Genomic DNA, 23,690 nt, shown 5'->3' with positions numbered 1-23,690 from the left:
TCAGTCTCCGGTGCGGCGTGCGGCCATGCGGCCCAGCGCCCAGAACACCGTAAGCGCGACGATCAGACCCGCGAGAATGCCCGCGAGCGCCATCAGCGACGGATAGCGCGAGACATGCACCCAGACGCGCGCATACCACGGCAGATCGCCGACGAAGTAGCGATCGCCCACACGCAGGCCTTCGACATCGCCGTGGCGCACGAGCGTCAAGTCGCCGTGGATCGCCGCGACCTTGCCGCTGTCGTCGAGCGCGTCGAGCACCTCGCCGAGTTGCGCCGACGAAGTGGTGGCGAGCGCCACCACGCTGCGGCCCGACGCCAGCGGCGACTCGAAGCCGATCAGCGCGGAGATCGGCCCGCCCAGCGTGACGATCGAGCGGCCCGCGGGCGTCGTATCGTCGTCGTCCTCGGTGCCGCCGAGCCAGCCCGGCCAGCCGCTGCGCTGGTCGCGCGTGGTCACTTCGGTCTTGCCGCGCTCGATCAGCAGCGGCAGATCCTTGCCCCACTTGGCGAGCAGGTTCGCGGCCGAGCCGGAACCGATCACCAGCAGGTCGGCGCCACTTGCGCTGTCGATCTGGCTGGCGGGCACGAGCCGCACGCGCAGCGCGGGCAGGCCGGTCCACTGGCCCATGTGGCCGAGCATCGTCAGCACGGCTTCCTGATCCTGTGCGTTGGGCGCGTCGGGAATCACGACCGCCGATTCCGCGAGGTCGGCCATGCGCGTGAACGGATAGCCGCTGTTGGCGAAAAAGGCGAGATTCGGCAACGCCGTGTAGTGCGCGAAGTCGCTGAAGTCGACCACGGAATCGGGATCGACGGCCGCGCGCGCGACGTCGGTGGCCGTGGAGGTGCACAGCCCCGTCTTCTGCGAATCGATGTGGAACTGGAACTGGAACTGGTTGTTCGAGCCGACCCGGAAGGCCGGAATTTCGATGTTGCTCGACGCGCGCACATCCGTGCCCGAGAGCAGCGGCACGCTGATGCGCGCTTCGTCGGCGGCGCGCGTGACCGGCTTCAGACGCTGCGAGCGCACCAGTTGGTCGTTGATGCTGACGTTGAGGATCGAATCGTTCCACGCCGACGGCGCCGTATAGCGATAGCGGATGTCGAGCGGCACGTTGCTGCGCGCCCACGCATAGAGGTCGGCGGGCACGCGCATGTTCACGCGGATCGCAGGCGGGTTATAGCCCGAGACCTGCAACTGCTGCGGATCGCTCACGAGCTCGCGCAGCAGCACGGGGCGGTCGGTGGGCACCCAGTTCGGCGCATCGTAGGGCTTGCGCGCCGGACCCATGTCGACCGACTGCACGATCACGCTGTCGCCCGACATGCCGGCCTGGCCGAGCACCAGCGCATCGGCGGCCTTTTCCAGCTCCTCGGGCGTGCGGCCCGCGAGCACGAGCAGCTTGCGGCCCGATTGCGGATCGGCGGCCGGGTTGGCCATCACCGAAATCGTCGGGCCCTTGATCTCGGGCAGCGAGAGGCCCGCGGGCACCTGGCCGGGCAGCACCAGCGCGATGGCATTGGCGTCGGCGGGCGGCGTGCGCACCACCGGGAAGCGCGCGCCGCGATAGCTCGCGAGTGCGCCGAGCCACGACGACACCACGCCCGCCGAATGCAGCGCGGGCACGCCCGCATTGGCGGCGAGCACGAAGGGCACGCGCAGCAGCGTGTTGTCGTGACGATCGAAGAACGGCACCGGCAGCAGCGCGAGGCTGTTGGGCAAGGTGATGCCCGTGGTGTTGAGCGTGAGCGTGCTTTCAGGCGCAACGTCGGTCCACAGCGCCGAGTGATACGGGTCTTCGCAGTGATCGAGCGTGTAGTGCGCGATCATCTGCACGCTGATGCGGTTGAAGTCGGTAAAGAGGCGCGGGTCGAGATTGATCTCGCTCGTGACGAGCTGGCCGGCGGTTTCCTTCACGAGCGGAATCGTGGCGACGACTTCGCCGTTGACCATCACGCGCAGATGCGAGAGCGGATAGATCAGCGACGGCGAGTACGTATAGACGAGGCGCAGCTTCGCACTGTTGACGACTTCGTCGGTGCGCACATCGACGTTCATGTAGCCGGTGGGGTCGAGCCCGCGCAGCTCCATCGGCCCATAGACGCCCATCTGGCGCAGCGAGAAGACGCGTGTGCGTGGCGGGCCGACTGGCGCGGGCGCACCGCTCGCGTCGATGGGCATGGCGATCTTGCCGGGCGCCGTCTGGATCACGGCGGGTCCGCTGCCGCCGGGCGTGGTGGCGATGCTGCCGGCCACGCCCCCCGTCACGCCGATCCCGACCGCGGGCTCGGACGCCGATGCGGCCGCGACGGCGGCGGCTGGCGGTGCAACGGGCGTGCCCGGTGCGTTCGATGCGCCGGATGCAGCGTTAGGTGTCGCTTTGCTTGCCGGCGCGGCGGCCGGCTTGTCGGCTGCGAGAAGGCTGGACGCCAGCAGCAGCCCGGCGATCAGCGCGCCGAGGCGGACTTGAACGGTAACTCGCATCGCAAACGGCCCTTTGTCTTATTCGCGGCGGCTGCCCCCTGACATGCTCAGCAAGCCGGCTGGTGATATTGGCGGTCTCGCATCTCCCCGCCCTGATTCGGGGAGTGCGCCAACGTTCGGAGTTCGTCGGAGTTTATATGACTCTCATCAAATCCGGCAGATGATTGCTCACTGTTTATTTACATTGAATCGTTAACGATTGTCAGGTGACATTTTTAACATTGGCCTTAATGTCGTAACGGCGCAACGCGTTGCCAGATGGGCCTTTGAGCGCAATGCCGCTCCAGACGCCGGAGATCGGTGTGAAACGATGTTTGCGAACGGTCGTGTATTGAATATGCATATCGGGTGAATTTACGCAATTCATGGCAATCGGAAAAAAGTGCAAGGCAAAGCGAATGCCTTTTTCATTCATCGGCAATCCGAATTAAGAGAAATAGCCGTATCGCGGTGTTAATTGGCATGCATTCGACGGCATTCGGCACGCTAACTGCACGCAATTGGCCAGCACGTTAAGCTTGCCGCTTCACTTATCGCGGAGTGGCGCAATGAACGAGCAGACGTGGCATGCAGTGGACGACTGGTTGACCGACCGGCTGATCGGCGCGGATGCGGCGCTCGACGGCGCGCTGGCGGCCAGCGCGAAGGCGGGCCTGCGCGCCATCAACGTTGCGCCGAACCAGGGCAAGTTCCTGCACCTGCTCGTGCGCATCCAGGGCGCACGGCGCATCCTGGAGATCGGCACGCTGGGCGGCTATAGCGCGATCTGGCTGGCGCGGGCGCTGCCCGCCGACGGCGTGCTCGTGTCGCTCGAATTCAGTCCCGAGAACGCCGCGGTGGCGCGCGCCAATATCGCGCGCGCGGGTCTGAGCGAAAAGGTCAAGGTCGTGACCGGCCTCGCATTGGAATCGCTCGACGCGATGCTGCGCGACGGCACGCCGCCGTTCGATTTCGTCTTTATCGACGCGGACAAGCGCAGTAATCCGCAATACCTCGAACGCGTGCTGAAGCTTGCGCGTCCGGGCACGGTCATCGTCGCGGATAACGTGGTGCGTAACGGCCGGGTCGCCGATGAAACCGATCACGATGCCGACGTGGTGGGCCTGCGCGAATACTTCGACTTGCTGACCCAGGACGCGCGGCTTGATACCACGGCCGTGCAGACGGTGGGCAGCAAGGGCTGGGATGGGTTCGCGATTACCATCGTGGGCGCGTGACGGCCATTTAGCGGGCCGTAAAACAAAAAACGCCGGTGCTGCATGCAGCACCGGCGTTTTCGTTTCTGGCGAAGGCGCGCGGCCCTCGCATGCGAAGCAGGATCAGAAGTCCGTCGTCATCGAGAACAGGACCGTGCGCGGCGCGCCCATCGTCAGATAACCGCCGTTGGTCGAGGACCAGTAGCCCTTGTTCGCGACGTTGTAGACGTTGGCGCGGAACGTCGTCGGACGGCCGAATACGCTCGTCGCGTAGCGCGCGCCGAGATCGACCGTGTCCCACGCCTTGATCGACATCGTGTTGGCCGCGTCGAAGTACTGCGGGCCTGTGTGCGTCCAGCGCGCCGAGAACGTCAGACCCGGCACCCAGGGCACGTCGTATTCGGCGCCCAGGTTGAGCATGAAGCTCGGCACGCCTACGGGCTTCTTGCCGTCCGTCGCGCCATTGAGCGTATCGAGCTGCTCGGCGTTGATATACGTCGCGCCCGCGATCACGCGCACGCCCTTGTAGACCTCGCCGAACACCGACGCTTCCACGCCGCGATGGCGCTCGTTGCCGTTGGCCACGAACACGGCGGCGCTATTCGTGTAGGTCTGCGGCTTCTCGAGCTGGAACAGCGCGAGCTGCGCGCCATAGTGGCCGTTGTCGTACTTCGCGCCCACTTCGTACTGTTTGGTGCGCTCGGGCGCGAGCTGGTCGCCATAGTTCACCGAACCCTGAGGCGCAATGCCGCCCGGCGAAAGCGATTCGCTGCGGTTCGCGTAGAACGAGAGGTTTTCCGTCGGCCTGACGACGAGACCGAACAGCGGCGTCGTGATCGAGTCGTTGTAGTTCGAAGTTTGCAGCAGCGTCGTCGAGCTATAGCCGTTCGAGAGCAGTTCCTGATGACGCACGCCCACCGTGAACAGCACGCGGTCGTGCAGGAAGCCGAGCGTGTCCGACACGGCGACGCTGCGCGTCAGGTTGAGCGCCGTGATCGGCGGGTTGCCGTTCATGCCCGCCTGCGAGTTGGTCGCCGGCGACGGCACCTGCTGCGTGTTGTAGAGGTCGGTGGCGAACGGGCCGCCAAAGGTCCAGCCCGACTGCGTGAGCACGCGCACGATCGACGCGCCCGCGGTCACGAAGTGGCTCACCGGACCGGTGTCGAAGTGGCCGCGCACACCCGCTTCCGCCGACGAACCGTCTTCCTTGCGCACGACGCCGAGCCGGTTGCCCGTGGTCGTGGCGGCGTCGGTGTAGTAGGGCGAGAAGTACTCGCCGTGCTCGCTCGTGTGGCGCGTGCCGCCCGCCACGTAGGCGGTCCAGCCCGGCAGGAAATCGTATTCGGCGCGCAGGATGCCGACCGTGTCTTCGGCGTCGCTGTACGACCACGTCTGCGCATAGTTGTGCGTGGCCGAGGGCACCGTCGGGATCTCGGTGCCGGAGACATAGACCACGCCGCGACCGTCCGTCACGCGCTGGCGCTGATAGAGGAAGTCGCCTTCGAGGCGCAGCTTGTCGCCGCGCCAGTCGAGCGCCACGGCCGTCTGGTTGTTGCGGCGATGTTCGCCGTCGACGCTCGTTTCGCCGTCGCGGTTCGACTGGTTCACGCGGATGCCGAACTGGTCCTTGTCGCCGAAGCGGCGGCCCACGTCGATGTGCTCGCCGAATTCGCCCGACGCACTGCCATCGAAGGTCACTTGCGTGAGCGGCTTGTCGTCGGCGCGCTTGAGTTGCAGGTTCACGCTGCCGCCAATCGAGCTGCCGTTGGGCGCCGCGCCGTTGAGGAACGCGCTTGCGCCCTTGAAGACATCGACGCGCTCGATCGCCGGCGTCTCGACCAGCTGGCGCGGCGTGATGCCGTACAGGCCGTTCAGGGAGATGTCGTCGCTATCCAGCGTGAAGCCGCGAATGACGTAGATCTCCTGGAAATTGCCGTAGCCGTAGGCCGTGCGCACGGCCGGATCGTTCGCCAGCACGTCGCCGATGGTGCGTGCGCCCTGATCCTGGATCAGCTTCGCGGTATAGGTCGTCATGCTGAACGGCACGTCGATGTTCTTTTGCGAGCCGAGCACGCCAAAGTCGCCGCCGCGCGCGACCTGACCGCCGCCGTAGGTCGGTTGAAGATCGCCGGGCAGGACGTCTTTTGCCGCCTGAACCTTCACGGTGGGCAGCGTGGCGTTCGCGCTGTCGGTGGTGCTCGCCTGCGCGTACGCAGCGGCGGGCAGCGCGAACGCCATAGCGACCGCCGCGAGCATCGCGCGGCGGCTGGCGGGCAGTGCGGGTTGGGTGAGCGGGCGGGGCAGTGCGGCCGCATCGAGGCGCGGCGAAAGCAAACGGGTGGCAGACATAAAAAGTTCGAACGGTGTATTCGTGCAGCCGCCTTGCGAGACCAAGGGCTCATTGGCGGACGTATTGTTTTGCGGCTTCACCTGCGCCACGGCGATGCGCGGCAGACGTGTCCTCAAAAGTATGCGGATTGTATATGCAAATGAGAACGATTGTTATTCGCTAACACGCTTTCAACCGACGATTTCGGCGTTTACGCAACACTCGCGCGCGTTGCCAACTAGTTGCGGGCGCAACGAGTGTGGATGTCATTGAAAGGGCCAAATCGTGCGGACGGCGTGTGGCTGGACGTGTCGGCGCGAGTGCGCCACCGAGGTGCAATCAGGGTTGCATCAGACTGCCGTTGCGTGTGCAACGTAGTGAAAATGAAAGGCGTTGATTGCGTGTTATTGGCAGGGCGCTGACGCGCCCCAAAAGCGCCGTTGTATTCAGCGCACGGACCGCCCGCCCAGGCGTCCTTCCACCACCCGTACAGCAGGCGCCGCCTCGGCGACCGCAAGCCGGATCGCGTCGATCAACGCGCGCGCACCGGGTGAGGGTGCGCTATCGGCGCGGGTCGTCAGTCCGATCTCGCGCCGCGTGTTGTGCAGCGGCACGTCCAGCACCACCAGTTCTCCCGCCGCAATTTCGTAATGCAACTGCTGCGCCGAGAGCGCGGCGACCATGTCGGTGCCCATCAGCAGGCCACGGATCACGGCGAGATCGGCCGTCTCGACGGTCGGCGTCGGCGGCTTGAGTTTCAGGCGCTTGAACTGCGCCTCGAACAGCCCGCGCGCGGGCGAATTCAGGCGCGAGACGATCCACTGCGCGTTGCGCAGATCGCCCACGTTCAGACCGGCCTTCTGCGCGAGCGGATGATCGCGCCGTGCGAGCACCACCATGTCCTCGGCCATCAAGCGCTCGTTGGCGAGGCCGCTGGCCGTATCGTTTTCACGCAGCGCGCCGAGAATGAAATCGACATCGCCCGCGCGCAAGCCCGCCACCAGCATTTCATAGGCGCTTTCGTCCGTGACGACGCGCACGCCGGGATGCTGCGCGCTCAGACGCGCGATGGCCGCAGGCAGGATCAGCGTGCGGCCGAGCGGCAGCGCCCCCACCGTGACCGCGCCCTGGATGTTGCCGTGCAGCGCGGCGATGTCGTCGGGAATATGGCGCAGCTCGTTGAGTGCGCGCCGCACGTGCAGCAAAAACGTCTCGCCCTCGGCGCTCAATTGCATGCCACGCGCACTGCGGTGAAACAGCGTGATGCCCGAGCCGCTTTCGAGCACGCGCATGGCGCTGCTCACGGCGGGCTGGCTGATGCCAAACGCGCTCGCGGTGCTGGGCATGTGCCGATGGCGAGCGAGCGCGACGAACAACTGGAGCCGTCGCGTGTTGAGCAGCCACGCGGGCATCGCGCCTTCCGCGAGCGCACGGCGGCGCGTCTGACGAGCCGCACACCATTGCGCGAGCGCTTCGAGCTCGGCAAAGATGCGCGCGCAACGATCCAGCACGACGCGGCCTACGGCCGTTGGCAGCATGCCCGACGGCTTGCGCTCGAAGAGCGGCTCGCCCAGCGCGGTTTCGAGTTCCTGCACCGAGCGCGTAACGGCCGATTGCGCGCGATAGAGCGCGGCGGCGGCGCGCGTGGCGCTGCCCGTATCGGCGACGAGCCGGAACGCGCGCAGATGGGCGAGATTGAGCAGTTCGGCCGGATTCATGCGGCCCCCGCGATCAGGTGCAGATGTTCGACCGAGAGGTTGAGGCTCTCCTTCGAGATATGCGTGTGCTCTTTCATGAGCGCCTCCACGCGCGCGCCCTCGCCCTTGATCAGCGCGCCGACGATCGCGTGATGCTGGCGGTGCGCGTACGCGAGCATCATGTATTGCTGCTCGCGCGCCGCGTCGTCGAACACGACCGTGGCCGGAGAAACGAAGGGAATCTTGTCGTTCAGACCGAGCGCGGCACTGACCGCATGATTTTGGGCGGCCTCCACGATCAGCGCGTGAAAGCGGCCGTTCATCGCGGCGTAGCGCGTCTCCGACTCGCCGTTCAACGCCAGCGGACCCGCCTGGAAAATCTCGTCGCCATCGCGCAGACAGTCCTGCAAGGCGCGGGCGAGCGTGGCGCTCACGCCGCGTTCGGCCACGCTGCGGGCCGCGAGCCCCTCGAGTACGCCGCGCACGTCGATGGCATTGAGCACGTCGGTCACGCTGAAACGGCGCACGATATAGCCGCGTGCGCCCGAACGCTCGACCAGCCCTTCGGTCGCGAGGACGCTCAACGCATAACGCAACGGCGTGCGGGAGATGCCGAGTCGTTCGGCCAGATGCGCTTCCACGAGTCGTTGGCCTGGTGCTAGTTCGCCCGAAAGGATGCGCGTGCGTAGCGCCTGCACGATGGTTTGCTGGGTGGTCTCGTTCATGTCGATGCCCCGCCTGGCGCCGCGTGGGCGGCCTTGCGAGTTTGTTCTTTTGCTATCTATTTCGTTTATGGCCGTGTTGCCGGGTGCATGCGTAATAAATCGCGCACTGGCCGTTTCAGGATACCAAAAACCGTTATGGCGCGTGGGTTTCCCGGCAGGCGAGAAGGCGAGGCAACGCGCAAAGTCCCGCTTATTACGGACTCAAACGAAAAAACTGGCGTTAACCCTGACTTACCGCGCCAACCGCCGTTCTGTAATTTCGTATCCCAACAGGTGAGCGGTGGAAGTAGCGCGCCGCGAACCGCAGGTAATCGAGTGCATTGGCACGAGGGCATGAAGCATGGCAAGGATAGTGGGCGGCATCGGGACTTCGCACGTACCGACGATCGGTATGGCGTACGACAAGGGCAAGCAGAACGACCCGGCCTGGGCGCCGCTCTTCAAGGGGTACGAACCCGTGGCCGAATGGCTGGCCGCGCGCAAGCCCGACGTGCTCGTGATGTTCTACAACGACCACGCCAACAGCTTCTTCTTCGACTGCTATCCGACCTTCGCGCTGGGCGTGTCGCCGCAGCATGAATTCGCCGATGAGGGCGCGGGCAAGCGCCCGTTGCCCGACATCGCCGGTCATCCCGAACTCGCGATCCATATCGCCGAACAACTCGTCAACGACGAGTTCGATCTCACGATCTTCCAGGACAAGCCGCTCGATCACGGCTGCAACTCGCCGCTCTCGCTGATGCTGCCGCACGCCGGCGGCTGGCCCACGGCGCTGGTGCCGCTCGAAGTCAACGTGTTGCAGTATCCGCTGCCGACGGCGAACCGCTGCTATCGGCTCGGCCAGGCGCTGCGCCGCGCGATCGAATCGTTCGAGGAAGATCTCGACGTGGTCGTGGTGGGCACGGGCGGCCTGTCGCATCAGGTGCACGGCGAGCGCAGCGGCTTCAACAACACCGAGTGGGACATGGAGTTTCTCGACCTCATCGTGCACGAGCCCGAACGGCTGGCGAAGATGAAACACGTCGATTACGTGCGCCTCGGCGGTGCGGAAAGCGTCGAGACGATCATGTGGCTCGCGATGCGCGGCGCGCTCGCGCCGAAGATTCGCGAGGTGCATCGCAATTACTACCTCGCGACCAGCACGGCGATGGCCGTGACGATCTATGAAGAGGCTTGTGAAGCGGCCGGCGAGGAGATCGCGCGATGAACCCGCAACTGGAAGGCATCGAGGCGCTCACCGGCACCTATCCGTTCGACATCCGCCAGAGCATCAAGGCGATGCGCCTGAACCGCTTCTTCTGGATGATGCGCACGCCGGCCGCGCGTGAGTTGTGGCTGAACGATCGCGCAGCGGCCTACGACGCAGCGGCACTCACGGCCGAGGAACGCACGCTGGTGGACAACACCGACTGGCTCGGCCTAGTGCAATACGGCGTGTGCTTCTTCGTGCTGGAGAAGTTCGCGCGCGTGGTGAAGATCACCAATCTGGGCATGTACGCGAGCATGCGCGGCGAAACGCTCGAAGCGTTTCTCAAGACGCGGCGCGTGCCCGACGCGGTTTAACCCCCGCGTCCGCGGTTTTATCTGCTGGCTGTAGCACAACAATTCCCGCGCCGACGAAGCGCGGGAACGGGGAAATATTAACTTCGGAGACACGCATGAACTCTGCTGACGCAGTGGATATCAAGGGCTTTATCGACGCCCGCAGAATGTCGGGCTATCAATGGCTCGTGCTCGCCCTCTGTTTTCTGATCGTGACGCTCGACGGGCTCGACACCGCCGTGATGGGGTTCGTCGCGCCCGTCGTCATGAAGGAGTGGGGCATTGCGCGTGCCGCATTCGGCCCCGTGATGAGCGCCGCCATGGTCGGTCTCGCGATTGGCGCGCTGGTGGCAGGCCCGTCGGCTGACCGCATCGGCCGCAAGAAAGTGCTGCTCGGCTCGGTGGCGTGCTTCGGCCTCTTCAGCCTGCTGTGCGCGTTCGCGAACACGCCGGGTCAACTGGTGGCGCTGCGCTTTCTGACCGGTCTGGGTCTGGGCGCGGCGATGCCGAACTCGACGACGCTGCTTTCCGAGTACGTACCTTCGAAGAGCCGTTCGCTGCTGCTCACCATCATGTTCACGGGCTTTAATTTCGGCTCGGGCGCGGGCGGCTTCGTCGCGGCGGCGCTGATTCCGCACTTCGGCTGGCGCGGCGTGTTTGTCTGCGGCGGCGTGCTGCCGATCCTGTTCGTGCCGGTGCTGATGGGTCTGCTGCCGGAATCCGCGCGCTTCCTGCTGGTGCGCCGCTTCTCCGCCGAACGCATCGCCGCGACGCTCTCGCGCGTGAGCGGTCATCGCTTCGCCGCGACCACCCGCTTCACCTCGCCCGAACCGACCGTGGCCGCCAAGGCGCCGGTGCGCATGCTGTTCGCCGATGGCTACGCCATGAGCACGCTGATGCTGTGGGTCACCTACTTCATGGGACTCCTGATCATCTATCTGCTCACCGGTTGGCTGCCGACGCTCATCAAGGACGCGGGCCTGCCCGTCGAGCGCGCGGCGGCGATCACCGGCATGTTCCAGCTGGGCGGCACGGTGGGCGCGATCGTCGTGGGCTTCGCGATGGACCGCCTCGACCGCAACGCGGTGATCGGCGCCTCGTATCTGCTGGGTGGCGTGTTCATCTTCGCGCTCGGCATGGGTACGCTCAAGTCCAGCATGCTCACCGTGCTGGTGGCGTGCGCGGGCTTCTTCATGAGCGGCGCGCAGACGGGCCTCAACGCTCTCGCACCGTCCTGCTACCCGACCCGTGCGCGGGCGACGGGGGTGAGCTGGATGCTGGGCTTCGGGCGCCTCGGCGGCATTCTCGGCTCCTTCGTGGGCGGCGTGCTGCTCTCGCTCGGCTTCAGCTTCTCGACGGTGTTCTCCGTGCTGGCCGTGCCCGCGCTCGTTGCCGCTGCGGCGATCCTGCTCAACCGCCTTGCGCTGCGCTTCATCACCGCGCCGGTTGCGGACGCCTGAACCTCGCTGAACATTCCAGCGCGTTGCTGAGCGCCCCCGCGCGCTCAGCAACAAAACGACTACTAGAAACAACGACCGATATTGATGACAGGAGACTTGGAGAATGACGAAAAATAAGCAGTCCATAAAAATGATGATGGCGCTGGCGGGGTTGACCTGCGCCGCTTCGGCACTCGCGCAAAGCAGCGTGACGCTCTACGGGATGATGGATACCGGCATCACCTACGTGAGCAACCAGGGTGGCCATAGCAACGTGAAGATGGACGACGGCGTGAACGGCCCGAACCTCTGGGGCCTGACGGGCACGGAAGATCTGGGTGGCGGCAACAAGGCGTTCTTCCAGCTCGTCAACCAGTTCCAGATCGACAACGGCAGCTTCATGCCGAACAAGAGCCTGTTCAGCCGCACCTCGATCGTGGGCCTGAGCAACCCCGTCTACGGCAAGCTCTCGCTGGGTAACCAGTACGACTTCATGACGGACTCGCTCTACTTCGCGGGCGACGATCCGGCCGAACTGTCGGGCCACTTTTACGACTTCCGCGCTGGCCCGTTCGACAAGCTCGCGTTGCCGAGCAACGCCACGGGCGCGTTCGACTGGGACCGCATGGCGGGCGAGACCGTCAACAACTCGGTCAAGTACGTGTCGCCCACCTTCGGCGGCTTCAGCGCGGGCGCGATGTACAGTTTCGGCAACGTGGCGGGTTCGATCGGCACGGGCAACGGGTCGAGCTTCGCGCTCAACTACGCGCACGAAAACTTCGGCGTCAATGCGGCCTACACCAACCTCAAATACGTGGTCACGGGCGAAGGCGACGTGAGCGTGCGCAACTGGGGTATCGGCGCGCATTACAAGTTTGGCGGCTGGATCACCAACGCGCTCTTCACCACCGTCCACAACTCGTATAACGGCGGCTCCGTGTACGAAGGCTCGGTCGGCGCGCATTACTACTTCACGCCGGCCTTGAGCGCGGGCGCGTCGTACATGTACATGAAGGGCAACGACGTGGTCGACAACAACCACGCGCACCAGTTGGCGGCTATCGTCGATTACGCGCTGTCCAAGCGCACCAGCGTCTATGTGCTGGGCGTGTATCAGCGCGCGAGTGCGGGCGGCAATGCGCAGATCAACGGCATGAACAGCTCGGACGGCGCATCGAGCGGCCAGACCCAGGCGGTCGCGCGCGTAGGCCTGCATACGAAGTTCTGATTCCCCTGCGTGGCGAACGCGGCGTGCGGGCCTGGCCTGCACGCCGCGTTTTTGCGTTCTGGCGCGACGAGGCACAATACCGTCATCGAAAGCATCGCCCTCGGGGAGAAAGGAGATTCGATGATGGAGACGATCGATTGCGTCGTGATCGGCGCGGGCGTGGTCGGTCTCGCGGTGGCGCGCGCGTGCGCGCAGCGGGGCTGGGAAACCGTGCTGGTGGAAGCGGAAAACGCCATCGGCACCGGCACCAGTTCGCGCAACAGCGAGGTCATTCACGCGGGCATCTATTACCCGCAAGGCTCGCTCAAGGCGCGCCTGTGCGTGGAAGGCAAGCAGCGTCTCTACGCCTATTGCGAAGACAAAGGCGTGGCGCACGAGCGTTGCGGCAAGTTCATCGTCGCGACGCATGAGAGTCAGCTCGACGCGCTGCATGCGATCCGCGCGGCAGCGGCCGCGAACGGCGTGGACGATCTGCGCTGGCTCGAACGCGATGCGGCGCAGGCGCGCGAAAGCGCCTTGCATTGCGTCGCCGCGCTCGAATCGCCCTCGACCGGCATCGTCGATAGCCACGGCCTCATGCTCGCGCTGCAAGGCGACTTCGAGGCGGCGGGCGGCATGCTCGCGCTGTGCTCGCCGGTCACAGGCGGTGCGGTGCGTGAAGGACAGCCGATCCTGCTGAAAGTGGGCGGCGACGAGCCGATGGAATTGCTCGCGAAACGCGTCATCAACTGCGCGGGACTGTTCGCGCAACAGGTGTCTGCATCGATCGAGGGCATCGACGCGGCAACGATTCCTGCGGGGCGTTATGCGAAAGGCAATTACTATTCGCTCGCGGGCGCGGCGCCGTTTTCGCGCTTGATCTATCCGGTGCCGGAACCTGGCGGCCTGGGCGTGCATCTGACGATCGATCTTGGCCACCAGGCGCGCTTCGGGCCGGACGTCGAATGGATCGACACGATCGACTACCGCGTCGATCCGGCTCGCGCGGCGAAATTTTACGCAGCGATCCGCAGCTACTGGCCCGATCTGCCCGATGGCGCATTGCAGCCGGCTTATTCAGGCATTCGCCCCAAGTTGGTGGACAACACGGACTTCGTGATCCAGGACGCGAGCGAGCACGGCGTGAAAGGGCTCGTCAATCTTTACGGCATCGAATCGCCCGGGTTGACCGCGTCGCTAGCCATCGCCGGGCGAGTGGCCGCGCGGCTCGACGCGCAGGCGTGATAACGTGTCGTGCGCGCTAACGCTGGACACAGCGCAGGCGCAATATCCCGACGCATCAACGAATCAACGCATACGAAGGAGCAGAACGTGGTCTACGAAATGGCACACATCACGGTGTTGGCAGGCAAGAACGCCGAATTCGAAGCGGGCGTGACGCAGGCGCTGCCGCTTTTCCATCGCGCGCGCGGCTGCCGCGGCGTCGAACTGCAACGCAGCGTCGAAGAGCCGAACCAGTATGTGCTGGTCGTGCAGTGGGATACGCTCGAAGATCATATGGTCCACTTCCGCGAGTCCGCTGACTTCCAGACGTGGCGCGGTCTGGTCGGCCCGTTCTTTGAAAAGCCGCCGGTCGTGGGGCATACGGAAGTGGTGGTGAAGTAAGCGGCGCTGGCGGCGTGGTGTCTTAAGCCTTGATCTCAAACCCCTCGACATACGCCGCCGCATTCTCTGCGTCCCACACGCGCCCATCGACCAGAACCGGTTTAGGCCAGGCCTTGGGCACGCCAATCCCCATCGCCCCCGCAGCTTCCCGATAAAGCGCCGTCTGATTCAGCGCTTCGGCAATATCGCGATAATCACCACGCCGAGCCATCATCCCCCAGCGTTCGAACTGTGTGAGAAACCAGATTCCTTCGGACTCCAACGGATAATTCACCGCACCGTCTTCGAAGAACTTCATTCCCGCCTGGCTTGAACCAGGCTCGCCTTCGAGCTTCGACGCAATCAATTGCGCGTCGACACCCAGCATCTCGGGTCGCGCAAGCCACTGCGCAATCTCCGTGCGATGCCCCGCGCCATCGAGCCAGCGACAAGCCTCCAGCATCGTCTGCACCAGCGCGCGCGCCGTATTCGGATGATGCGTGACGAAATCGCGCCGGCAGGCCAGCACTTTCTCGGGATGATCCGGCCAGATCTCGCCGCTGCGGATCACCGTGCGCCCCATGCCGCGCTGCTGCGCGAGCGCAGGCCACGGCTCGCCCACGCAAAGGCCGTCGAGACGTTCCTCGGCGAGCGCCGCCACCATCTGCGGCGGCGGGATCACCACGCTCTCGATGTCGCGCAGCGGATGCACACCTTGCGAAGCGAGCCAGTAATACAGCCACATCGCGTGCGTGCCGGTCGGGAAGGTCTGCGCGAACACGGGCTTGCGGCCGAGCGTCGCGAGCGCGCGCGGCAGGGTGCCGTGTTCGGCGAGCGCATCGGCGAGGCGGTTCGAGAGCGAGATCGCCTGGCCGTTGCGGTTGAGCACCATCAGCACGGCCATGTCCGTTTGCGGGCCGCCGATGCCAAGCTGCACGCCATACACGAGTCCGTAGAGCGAATGTGCGGCGTCCAGCTCGCCCGCGAGCAGTTTATCGCGCAGCGCCGCCCACGAAGGCTGGCGCGACAGTTCGAGCGTGAGCCCGTGCGCGTGGCCGAACTCCAGCAGCTTCGCGGCGACGACGGGCGCGGCATCGGCGAGCGGTACGAAGCCGATCTTCAGATGGGTTTTTTCGAGCGGCGCGGCCGGGGTCGGCGGCGCGGCGGATACGGTGGCGTTCATAGGCGGCGCAGGCGGTGTGCTCGTTCAGGCGGGGGCGCGTTCTGGCGTCCCGTTCATGCGTTGCGCTCGCGCGAGTCGGCCGCATCGACGATCTGGCGGGCGACCTCGGCGAGTTTGAGGCTCTGGTTCATCGCGCGCTTGCGCAGCGTGGCGTAGGCGGCGGGCTCGGTCATTTTCTGCTGTTCCATCAGGAGACGCTTGGCACGGTCGATCAGCTTGCGCTCGGCCAGTTCGTTCTCGGCCTGCGTGAGGCGCTCGCGCAGTTGGGCTTCCTGCGCGAAACGCGCGAGCGCGACTTCGAGAATCGGCGCGATGCGCTCGCCCGCGAGCCCTTCGACGAGATAGGCCGTCACGCCCGCATTGACGGCCGAGCGGATCAGTTGCTGGTTGGCGTCGTTGCTGAACATCAGCACGGGGCGCGGCGCCGTGGCGTTCATCACGGCGAGCTGTTCGAGCGTGTCGCGCGAGGGCGATTCGGTGTCGATGATGATGACGTCCGGGCGCTCGCGCTCCACGACGCGATGGAGCGCCTGCGGCGTGGCGGGCTCGGCGAGCATGTCGTAGCCGAGTCGCGCGAGCGCGTCGCGCAGATCGCCGATGGGCTTGTCGGTGTCGGTTACGAGCAGGACGCGCAGCATGGTGTTTCGTGGGCCGGTGGCATTGAAGGCTTCTACGTGGCGCGTGCCCGCAGGCAGCGTCGGCGCAGCGCCTCTCGTGTCGAACTGCATTGCCCGACTGGATTGGATCGCGGCGCGTGGGGGGCGCTCGCGGCGTGTCGCGTCTTTGCGGCACGTACAAGCTTACAGCAAGGTGCGTGCCAGTTTGTGCGGTGCACGAGATCGGGGCCTGGACGGCGCAGCGGCGGGGCGAAGGTGGCGGTGGATGCCGACGTGGTGCACCGCAGCAGTGCGTGCCGAAAGGATCGGCACCTGAATGGCGCAGCGTCCCCGTCTATATTGCAACTAACAGCCAATCGCAATAGCCGCAGCCAAGCAATACGGTGGGCCATCATTCGGACGAAAGCGCGGCACTTCAGAGCAAGCAGAAGCGCCGCGCGACAGGTCGCGGCGCTCCGCTCCGCGCAAGCCTGCTCAACCCGCCCGGCGCACCGGGGCAAACCGGCGCTTGCCGTTGCCGACGCGAATGCGGCGGAAGCGCTCGCGCCGCGTTTCTTCCTCGAAGTGCGCGAGCGACAGCTTCACGAGATCGCTGCGCGAGACGATCCCGACAAGCTGCATGGTGTCGCGTCCGCTCACCACCGGCAGCCGTTCGAGCCCATGCACGGCCATGCGCGCGGCAATCTGACGGCAAGTCTCTTCGGGCAAGGCCACGTCCACCGAGCGCCCGGCGAAAAGCGCGCCGAGCGGCCGATCGAGCCCGCCATCAGCGACCATCAGTTCGAGGATCTCGCGATCCACCACGCCGAGCACCCGGCCATCACGCACCACGGGCCACGCACGGCGCTGCTGCGTTTGGCCGAAGTAACGCGCCCACGCTTCGCGACTGCTCAGGCTCGCATCGATCGTATCGACCTCGCGCGTCATCACTTCATCGACATAGTGGCGCTCCAGCGGATCGACGCCGTATTCGCGATAGATGTGATAGCCGCGCCGCGCGATCTTCTCGGTCATGATCGAGCGCTTCATGACGACCGTCGCGAAGCCGTGCGCGACCAGCGTGGCCGTGAGCAGCGGCAGCAGCGCATTGCCGTCGTGCGTGAGCCCGAAGGCGAACACGATCGCCGTGAGCGGTGCGCCCAGCGTGGCGCCGAGCGTCGCGGCCATGCACACGAGCGGCCAGAGCGCCGGATCGCTGCCCGGCAGCACGTGGCTGAGCACGCAACCCAAACCCGCGCCCAGCATCAGCAGCGGTGCGAGTACGCCGCCCGAGGTGCCCGAACCCAGCGCGATCACCCAGATCACGGCCTTCACCGCGAGAATGGCGACGGCGGCCTGCAACAGGATGTGTTGATGCAGCAGATCGCCGATCACGTCATAACCGACGCCCAGCGCGCGCGGCTCGAAAAAACCGCCAATCCCTACCGCCAGACCGCCGATCGCGGGCCACCACGACCAGTGCAGCGGCAGGCGCTTGAACAGGTCCTCGACCTTGTAGAGCGACACGGACAGGCCGGAGGCCAACGCGCCCGAGAGCAGCCCGGCGATCACGCACGAACCCAGCGCAAGCGTGTGCGGCGGCGGCGTCTGCATCGCGAATAGCGGTTCGGTGCCGAAGAACGCGGCGCGCGCGAAGCCCGCCACGGCGCATGCGAGCGCGACCGGCAGGAAGCTGCGCGGACGCCATTCGAACAGCAGCAACTCGACCGCGAGCAGCACGGCGGCGACGGGCGTGCCGAACACGGCCGTCATGCCCGCGGCGGCGCCGGCCACCAGCAGCGTCTTGCGCTCGGCGGCGCTGACGCGCACGCACTGCGCGAGCAGCGAGCCTAGCGCGCCGCCCGTCATGATGATCGGCCCTTCCGCGCCGAACGGCCCGCCGCTGCCGATCACGATGCCCGACGACAGCGGTTTGAGCACAGCCACCTTCGGCGACATCTTGCTCTTGCCGAACAGGATCGCTTCGATGGCCTCCGGAATGCCGTGGCCGCGAATCTTCTCCGAGCCGAAGCGCGCCATCATGCCTACGATCAGGCCGCCGAGCACCGGCACGCCGATCACCCAGTAGCCGAGCGTGTTGAGCGCGGGCGAATGATCGGCGAACGACAGGCGGCCATAGAAGAACAGGTTCGTGAAGCCGTGAATCAGGCTCAGCAACACGAACGCCGCGAGCGTCGCCAGCGCGCCGATCACGGCGGCCAGCGCGCAGATGCCGGGCAGGCGGGCGTTGACCGAAAAGTCGCGCTTGTGGGAATCGTCGGAATGCATGGTCGTCAGAGGTCGATCTGCGGAATAGTGAAGGCGCCTTCGAGCGAGCGCAGTTCCGCGCGATGCAGTTCGGCGAGGCGAACGAGCAATTTTTCACCGGCGGCGAGCAGATGGACTTCCACCTGGCGACGGTCGCGCTCGCTCACGCGCCGCTCGACGAGTTCGAGCGCCTCGCAGCGCGAAACCAGCGCGACCACGCCGTGATGCTGGGCTTGCAGACGCTCAGCCAGTTCGCCGATGGTGGCCCACTCGCGCTCGGGATAGCCCTTCACATGCAGCAGCAAGAGATATTGCAGTGGCGTGATGCCTTCGTTCTGCGCGGCTTGTTCCGAGAAGCGCTCGAAGCGGCGCATCTGATAGCGGAACTCGGACAGTTGCTCGAAATCGGCCTTCTTCAGGCCGCGCGGATTTGGTTTCATCAGGGGTCCAGGGCGAGACGATTCGATCTGCGAATATATCACAACATGATATTTATGATGGCAATGAGGCCATGCACAAGGCCCATTGCCTGCTTCAGGCGCGTTGCGTCTGCAACGGCTGGGTCTGCTGGTAGAGGCCCGAAATCAGATCGGCCTGCGTGACGATGCCGGCGAGGCGGCGCTGTTCGTCCACCACCGGAACGTGATGGTGGCCGCGGCCTGCGAAGAGCGCGAGCAAGTCGACGATGGGCGTCGCGGCGGAGATCGTGCGCACATGCGTGCTCATGAGCGCGCTGACCGGCGCGGCGTCGCTCGCGCGTGCGCTGGCGCCGATGCCGAGCGAAGACAGCAGGACGCGCAACGGATGTTGGTGCACGCCTTCATCGGCGAGGTCTGCGCGCGTGACGATGCCCTTCACGTGACGTTGCGTGTCCACGACCGGCAGCGCCTTCACGTCGTGCTGGCGCAGCAGCGTGCGTGCTTCGCCCACCGTGGTCGCGGGCGTGATGCTCACGACGTCGCGCGACATGACATCGGCGCAATTGAGCGCGCCGAAGCTGCGCGCGTAGGCGCGAATCTCGGTCTCGCGCAGGAGGGCTTCGAGATCGTCGGTGTCGACGTCGAGCAGTTCGTCGCGCGCGCGCAGCGCGGCTTCGAGATCGGCGCGCAGGGCGAAACCCGCGCCGCCGGTCGCGGGCGCGCTCGGCGCTGGCGCTGCGGCGGGTGCCGCATGCGGATAGCGGTGGCCGGTGGCCTTGTGATAGATGAGCGCGGAGCCGAGCAGCACAAACGATTGCAGCAGCACCGGTTCCAGCACGAACTCATAGCCGAGCGCACGCACGGCGGGCCCACCCAATACCGCGGTGAGCGCAACGGCGCCCGAGGGCGGGTGCACGCAGCGCAGCGAGAACATCGCGCAGATCGCGACACCCACGGCGACGGCGGCGGCCACCACGGGATCGCCGATGAACAGCGCGCAGGTCACGCCCACGAGCGCCGAGATCAGATTGCCGCCGATGATCGCCCACGGCTGCGCCAGCGGGCTTGCGGGCACGCCGAACAGCAGCACGGCGGAGGCGCCCATCGGCGCGATTAGCCAGGGAATCGTGGAGGCATTGCCGAGCAGCCGGTGCGAGATGGCGCCGGTGAGCGCGATGCCAAGCAGCGCGCCGACGCCCGAGCGCAGCCGCTCGCGCCAGCGCAGGGTAACGGGCGGTGGTGCGAAGCGGGCGAGCCAACGGGGCAAGGTGAGACGTGACAAGGTCGAAATAGCGACAAAAGAAGCGATGCCGGGAGCGGCGGGAATGCGCCGAATTATATCGCAACGTGATATAAGTTGCCGCGCGCCGGGGAAATCCGGCGGATAGGGCGCGGCGTATGAAGCACGCAGAATGTGCTGATTATTATCAGGATCACGAATTAAAAAGGCGCAAAAAAACCGTCGGGGCGCGGCGCGCACCGACGGCTTCGTCATCGCGAATCGTAACGTCTTACACCGTGTGGCGCGGCACGCCGGCCATCGGGTGCACATCGCCGGGATGCGCGTTGGGCAAGCGCCGCCCATGTTCCGCCGCATTGCGGCTGGGTGCCGGTGCGTGATGTTGCTGGGCTTGCCGTGTTTCGGGATGCGGCTGCGGGCGGCCGTCCGGGCGCGGCACCGGACGCGGCATCGCCCGCCCGCCTGGGCGCGCGACCATTTCCACGTGCACGCGCGGTGGCGGCGGCGCACTGCGCATCGGCGGCGGCGCAACGTAGGCGTGCTGCATTGGCAGATGGCCGTCGTTGTGCGCCATCACGTTGCGCAATTCGGCGCGCCGATGAAACACCTCGCCGCGCAGATCGCCGCGTCCGTAATAGTGACGGTGACGCTGCCCGTCCGGACCGACGAACCAGATGTACGTCATGCCGCCCACGACGACCACGTCGCGATCGAGCGCGACGGAAACATAGGCGTCATGCGGCTCCGGCACATAGACCGGCGCGGCCAGCACGACCGGTGCGGGCGGCGGGGCTGCCACCACGACGGGGCGCGCGGGCGTGGCGGCCACGCGTGTCTGGCTCACGCAGCCGCCGAGCAGCAGCGCAATCGAGAGGGGGACGATGGCCGCGAGCGTGGCGCGGGCGCCGGTACGAGCGCCGGCAGCGGATGAAGCAGTGAGGGCGCGCGGGTTGCCGTTCAAGCGTGGCTCCGAGAGAAGGTGGATGGCTCTCCCGGATAACGGCACGGATGCCCGGCGGCTTGAGAAAAAAGGGCGCGTAAGGAAGGTGCGGAAAGGATGGGCGTTAGAGCGTCCTGGCCATTTCGGTCGTCCCGCCCCAGCCCAGTTGCCGATAGAGGTCGCGGCCCTGCTCGGTCGCATGCAGGATCGCGTAGCGGATGCCGCGTTGCGCGAACGCCTCGTCGGCGAGTTGCATCAGCTGTCGGGCTAGGCCGCGGCGCCGCGCATGCGGTTCCACATAGACGTTGAGCACATAGCCGCGCCGGTCCTGATCGGGATGCGCGGGATGGGGCGGCCAGTCGATTTCCATCAGGCCGATGGCGGCGACGGGCACCTCGTCCTCGCTCAGCACGAAGCCGAAGTAGCGGCCATCGGCGAGACGCGGCGCGAGCCATGCGCGAAAGTGGCCGGTCATCGTCGCGAGGGTGTCGGCGTCGCGGCCGGCCTCGCGGAACATGGACTCGCGGTGGCGGCAGACGAGTTCGAGATCGTTGATATCGATGACGCGTGCGTGCATGCGGAATCTTCTTTCGTTCGAAGCGGGGGCCTAAGAATCGGCGAGCCACTCGCCGGTCGCGCGTCAGCCCACCGTCGTTTCGCCGATTTCGCGCAGGATTTCGTCGAATGGCGCGGGCTTCACGAGATGCCGGTCGAAACCGGCTTCGGTGGTGGCCTGGCGGTCGCGTTCCTGGCCGTAGCCCGTGAGCGCGATCAGGCGCGCGTGCGCTGTGACGGGCAAGGCGCGCAACGCCTTCGCCAGCGCGTGGCCGTCCATGCCCGGCAGGCCGATATCGAGTATCGCCACGTGCGGCTCGAAATTCTGTGCGATCTCGAGCGCGCTCGGACCGTCGTGGGCCACGCGCACGTCGTGGCCTTCGAGTTCGAGCAGCATCAGCAGCGAGGTGGCCGAGTCCACATTATCGTCGGCGATCAGCACGCGGCGTTTGGGCGGTTCAGGCGCAGTCGTTTCGTTGTCCATTTTGTTGTTCATCAGTGAGACGCATCCGGTCGGGCGTGCTCATGCGACTCCTCGACGGTATGACGAGCGCGCTCGCGGGTGTCTTTTTCGAGACGGAACGGCTGCACCTTACACCATTGTCGCGATTGAAGCTATTACCCACGGGGAAAAACCCAGGGGACGGCGGACGCTATTTCAGGCGCCGCCCAGCGCGTTGACGATGTCACCAAAGTCCCGGCTGTCATGGGATTCGACGCTTTTGCAAGGTGTGCTTGTACTTTTTACAGGGTGCCGTTTGACTGGTCGATTGCCAGCGGATTCGTCTGATTGCGGTATTTGGGTGCGCGAACGCACTCCACCGCATGCGAATGGCTCGCTCAACGCTTTTTGTCGTGGCTGACGTGGCTGGTACAGAGTTTGCTGAGTAAGGCTTGCCACACACAAAAACGCTCAGAGGAGTACCACATGAAGATCGATCCGGTTTCGCGCCAGGAATCGACGCAGACGAGTCTCGCCCGGGGAACGGCAGGGGCTGTGTTCGTTACGCCGCAAGCGCTGACGGACGAGGCCGCTGGGGAGGAGAAAGGCCTGCGTGTGTTGTCGAAGTTGTCGTATTGCGTTGCATGGTTGTTTGGGTTGGAAGCTTTTTTTGTCGAGCTTGAGGATGTCCAGGGTCTAGAAGGGAGGAGGCGCCACTGAAGCGCCGGGACGGCCAGTGCGGATCGCGCTGGCCGTCACTTATTTCTGTCAGCCCAGTCCTGCCGGTTTTGCCGTTCCTTGCCCAGCCATACCGGGTGCCTGTAACAAAATCTCCGTGGGTGTAACGTAACGTAACAGCGTTTTCAGGCTGTTGCGTGACGTAACTTTTCTGCTTTTCTGGCCAGAAAAGGTAAGAACGAGGAAAAACATTAAACCCTCGAATGCTTTATAAAAGGCGGGAAGCCGTTCAAGACATCGAGCCCCAGACATCGACCGAGCCCCGCATGAAGAATCTCCTGATCCTTGCCACCTTGCTCACCGGCCTGACCGGCCTCATGGCGCAATCCGCGACCGCCGCGCCCCAGCCCGTCGACCAGACCGACCCGCAAGCGCTCATCAAGACCGCTACCCAGCAGGTACTGGACGAGGTCCGCAGCCAGGCGATCGCGCCGGACGACATCCCGCGCATTCGCGGCATCGTCGATCGCGACATCCTTCCGTACGTCGATTTCCGCCGCACGACGCAACTGTCGATGGGGCCCCACTGGCGCACCGCGACGCCCGAGCAACAGCAGCAGGTCATGCAACAGTTCCAGCTCCTGCTGATCCACCTCTACGCGGGCGCGCTCGCGCAACTCAAGCCCGATCAGCAGATCGAATACGCCCCCATGCGCAACGCGGCCACCGATACCGACGTCGTCGTACGCACCCTGGCGCAGACGAGCGGCAAGCCGGTCGAGATCGACTACCGTCTCTACAAGACCCCGCAGGGCTGGCGGCTCTACGATCTGAACGTGCTCGGCGCCTGGCTGATCCAGACCTACCGCGCCCAGTTCAACGAGAAGATCCAGCAAGGCGGCGTGGACGGGCTGATCCAGTTCCTCACCTCGCGCAATCAGCAACTGGATGCCGGTAAGCCCTGACGCGCGCGTGAGCGCACGCTTTCCTTGCCGGCGCGTCTGCGTTACGCTCGCGCGCGGCACGCCGCTTGCCCTGCAAGGCGAGCGCCGCTTGACCAGCCTCATGCGTCGTCAGGCACCCGGCCAGCCCGCGATGTGAAGCGGGACTTGAGCCGGGATGTGAATCCCCAAATGATTTCG

At 65.6% G+C, this 23,690-nt stretch carries 22 protein-coding genes; 9 read left to right on the top strand and 13 right to left on the bottom strand.

Annotated elements, in window-relative coordinates; genetic code table 11:
• Positions 1-2,487: a cellulose biosynthesis cyclic di-GMP-binding regulatory protein BcsB gene (gene bcsB / locus U5782_RS15225; protein ID WP_322044652.1), complete on the bottom strand. Its 2,487-nt coding sequence runs from the start codon at positions 2,485-2,487 to the stop codon at positions 1-3.
• Positions 2,488-2,689: 202 nt separating this feature from the next.
• A complete protein-coding gene (locus U5782_RS15220) occupies positions 2,690-2,902 on the bottom strand; it encodes a hypothetical protein (RefSeq protein WP_322044651.1) in 213 nt (70 codons plus the stop codon).
• 133 nt (positions 2,903-3,035) lie between these two features.
• Between U5782_RS15220 and U5782_RS15215 the strand changes: the two genes are divergently transcribed.
• Positions 3,036-3,704, top strand: a complete 669-nt coding sequence (locus tag U5782_RS15215; RefSeq protein ID WP_322044650.1) for an O-methyltransferase — start codon at positions 3,036-3,038, stop codon at positions 3,702-3,704.
• A 102-nt stretch (positions 3,705-3,806) separates the two neighbouring features.
• Here the strand turns inward: U5782_RS15215 and U5782_RS15210 are convergent, their stop codons facing one another.
• From U5782_RS15210 to U5782_RS15200, 3 genes are all read right to left on the bottom strand, one after another.
• Positions 3,807-6,032, bottom strand: coding sequence for a TonB-dependent receptor (locus U5782_RS15210; RefSeq protein WP_415914323.1), 2,226 nt, complete (start codon positions 6,030-6,032; stop codon positions 3,807-3,809).
• Positions 6,033-6,458: 426 nt separating this feature from the next.
• Positions 6,459-7,730 (bottom strand): LysR family transcriptional regulator, encoded by a 1,272-nt coding sequence (locus U5782_RS15205; RefSeq protein ID WP_322044649.1) that lies wholly within the window; start codon positions 7,728-7,730, stop codon positions 6,459-6,461.
• A complete protein-coding gene (locus U5782_RS15200) occupies positions 7,727-8,434 on the bottom strand; it encodes a GntR family transcriptional regulator (RefSeq protein WP_322044648.1) in 708 nt (235 codons plus the stop codon). The genes U5782_RS15205 and U5782_RS15200 overlap by 4 nt, the downstream gene beginning before the upstream one ends.
• Before the next feature lie 340 nt (positions 8,435-8,774).
• On the opposite strand from U5782_RS15200, the gene U5782_RS15195 reads away from it, so the two are divergent.
• The 6 genes from U5782_RS15195 to U5782_RS15170 all read left to right on the top strand — a co-directional run bounded on the left by U5782_RS15195 (position 8,775) and on the right by U5782_RS15170 (position 14,248).
• On the top strand, positions 8,775-9,641 hold the full coding sequence (locus U5782_RS15195; protein WP_322044647.1) for a gallate dioxygenase: 867 nt from the start codon (positions 8,775-8,777) through the stop codon (positions 9,639-9,641).
• A complete protein-coding gene (locus U5782_RS15190) occupies positions 9,638-9,997 on the top strand; it encodes a protocatechuate 3,4-dioxygenase (RefSeq protein ID WP_322044646.1) in 360 nt (119 codons plus the stop codon). Before U5782_RS15195 ends, U5782_RS15190 begins: the two co-directional genes overlap by 4 nt.
• A gap of 95 nt (positions 9,998-10,092) precedes the next feature.
• Entirely contained in the window at positions 10,093-11,436 is a 1,344-nt protein-coding gene (locus tag U5782_RS15185; protein ID WP_322044645.1) for an MFS transporter, read from the top strand.
• Between the two features lie 103 nt (positions 11,437-11,539).
• Positions 11,540-12,643: a porin gene (locus U5782_RS15180; RefSeq protein WP_415914322.1), complete on the top strand. Its 1,104-nt coding sequence runs from the start codon at positions 11,540-11,542 to the stop codon at positions 12,641-12,643.
• Positions 12,644-12,763: 120 nt separating this feature from the next.
• Complete coding sequence (locus U5782_RS15175) at positions 12,764-13,867, top strand: NAD(P)/FAD-dependent oxidoreductase (protein WP_322044644.1); 1,104 nt, start codon at positions 12,764-12,766, stop codon at positions 13,865-13,867.
• Between the two features lie 87 nt (positions 13,868-13,954).
• On the top strand, positions 13,955-14,248 hold the full coding sequence (locus U5782_RS15170) for an antibiotic biosynthesis monooxygenase (protein WP_322044643.1): 294 nt from the start codon (positions 13,955-13,957) through the stop codon (positions 14,246-14,248).
• A 22-nt stretch (positions 14,249-14,270) separates the two neighbouring features.
• Here the strand turns inward: U5782_RS15170 and U5782_RS15165 are convergent, their stop codons facing one another.
• From U5782_RS15165 to U5782_RS15130, 8 genes are all read right to left on the bottom strand, one after another.
• The gene (locus U5782_RS15165; protein ID WP_322044642.1) at positions 14,271-15,410 is read right to left on the bottom strand and encodes a CmpA/NrtA family ABC transporter substrate-binding protein; all 1,140 of its coding nucleotides are present in this window, start codon (positions 15,408-15,410) and stop codon (positions 14,271-14,273) included.
• Between the two features lie 53 nt (positions 15,411-15,463).
• Positions 15,464-16,048, bottom strand: coding sequence for an ANTAR domain-containing response regulator (locus U5782_RS15160; protein ID WP_322044641.1), 585 nt, complete (start codon positions 16,046-16,048; stop codon positions 15,464-15,466).
• A 453-nt stretch (positions 16,049-16,501) separates the two neighbouring features.
• On the bottom strand, positions 16,502-18,295 hold the full coding sequence (locus U5782_RS15155) for a chloride channel protein (protein WP_322044640.1): 1,794 nt from the start codon (positions 18,293-18,295) through the stop codon (positions 16,502-16,504).
• A 5-nt stretch (positions 18,296-18,300) separates the two neighbouring features.
• Positions 18,301-18,714, bottom strand: coding sequence for a helix-turn-helix domain-containing protein (locus tag U5782_RS15150; protein WP_322044639.1), 414 nt, complete (start codon positions 18,712-18,714; stop codon positions 18,301-18,303).
• Positions 18,715-18,808: 94 nt separating this feature from the next.
• Positions 18,809-19,975, bottom strand: a complete 1,167-nt coding sequence (locus tag U5782_RS15145; protein WP_322044638.1) for an HPP family protein — start codon at positions 19,973-19,975, stop codon at positions 18,809-18,811.
• A 229-nt stretch (positions 19,976-20,204) separates the two neighbouring features.
• The gene (locus U5782_RS15140) at positions 20,205-20,894 is read right to left on the bottom strand and encodes a hypothetical protein (protein WP_322044637.1); all 690 of its coding nucleotides are present in this window, start codon (positions 20,892-20,894) and stop codon (positions 20,205-20,207) included.
• A 103-nt stretch (positions 20,895-20,997) separates the two neighbouring features.
• Complete coding sequence (locus tag U5782_RS15135; protein WP_322044636.1) at positions 20,998-21,450, bottom strand: GNAT family N-acetyltransferase; 453 nt, start codon at positions 21,448-21,450, stop codon at positions 20,998-21,000.
• A gap of 63 nt (positions 21,451-21,513) precedes the next feature.
• Positions 21,514-21,924 carry a response regulator gene (locus U5782_RS15130; protein ID WP_322044635.1) on the bottom strand — a complete coding sequence of 137 codons (411 nt, stop codon included), beginning with the start codon at positions 21,922-21,924 and terminating at the stop codon, positions 21,514-21,516.
• A gap of 432 nt (positions 21,925-22,356) precedes the next feature.
• On the opposite strand from U5782_RS15130, the gene U5782_RS15125 reads away from it, so the two are divergent.
• Positions 22,357-22,590, top strand: a complete 234-nt coding sequence (locus U5782_RS15125) for a hypothetical protein (protein ID WP_322044634.1) — start codon at positions 22,357-22,359, stop codon at positions 22,588-22,590.
• Positions 22,591-22,925: 335 nt separating this feature from the next.
• Positions 22,926-23,513, top strand: a complete 588-nt coding sequence (locus U5782_RS15120; protein ID WP_322044682.1) for an ABC transporter substrate-binding protein — start codon at positions 22,926-22,928, stop codon at positions 23,511-23,513.
• Positions 23,514-23,690: the final 177 nt, after the last annotated feature.

This window comes from Paraburkholderia sp. J67 (assembly GCF_905220265.1).
Classification (GTDB): domain Bacteria; phylum Pseudomonadota; class Gammaproteobacteria; order Burkholderiales; family Burkholderiaceae; genus Paraburkholderia.
This window is presented reverse-complemented; position numbering and strand designations above follow the sequence as displayed.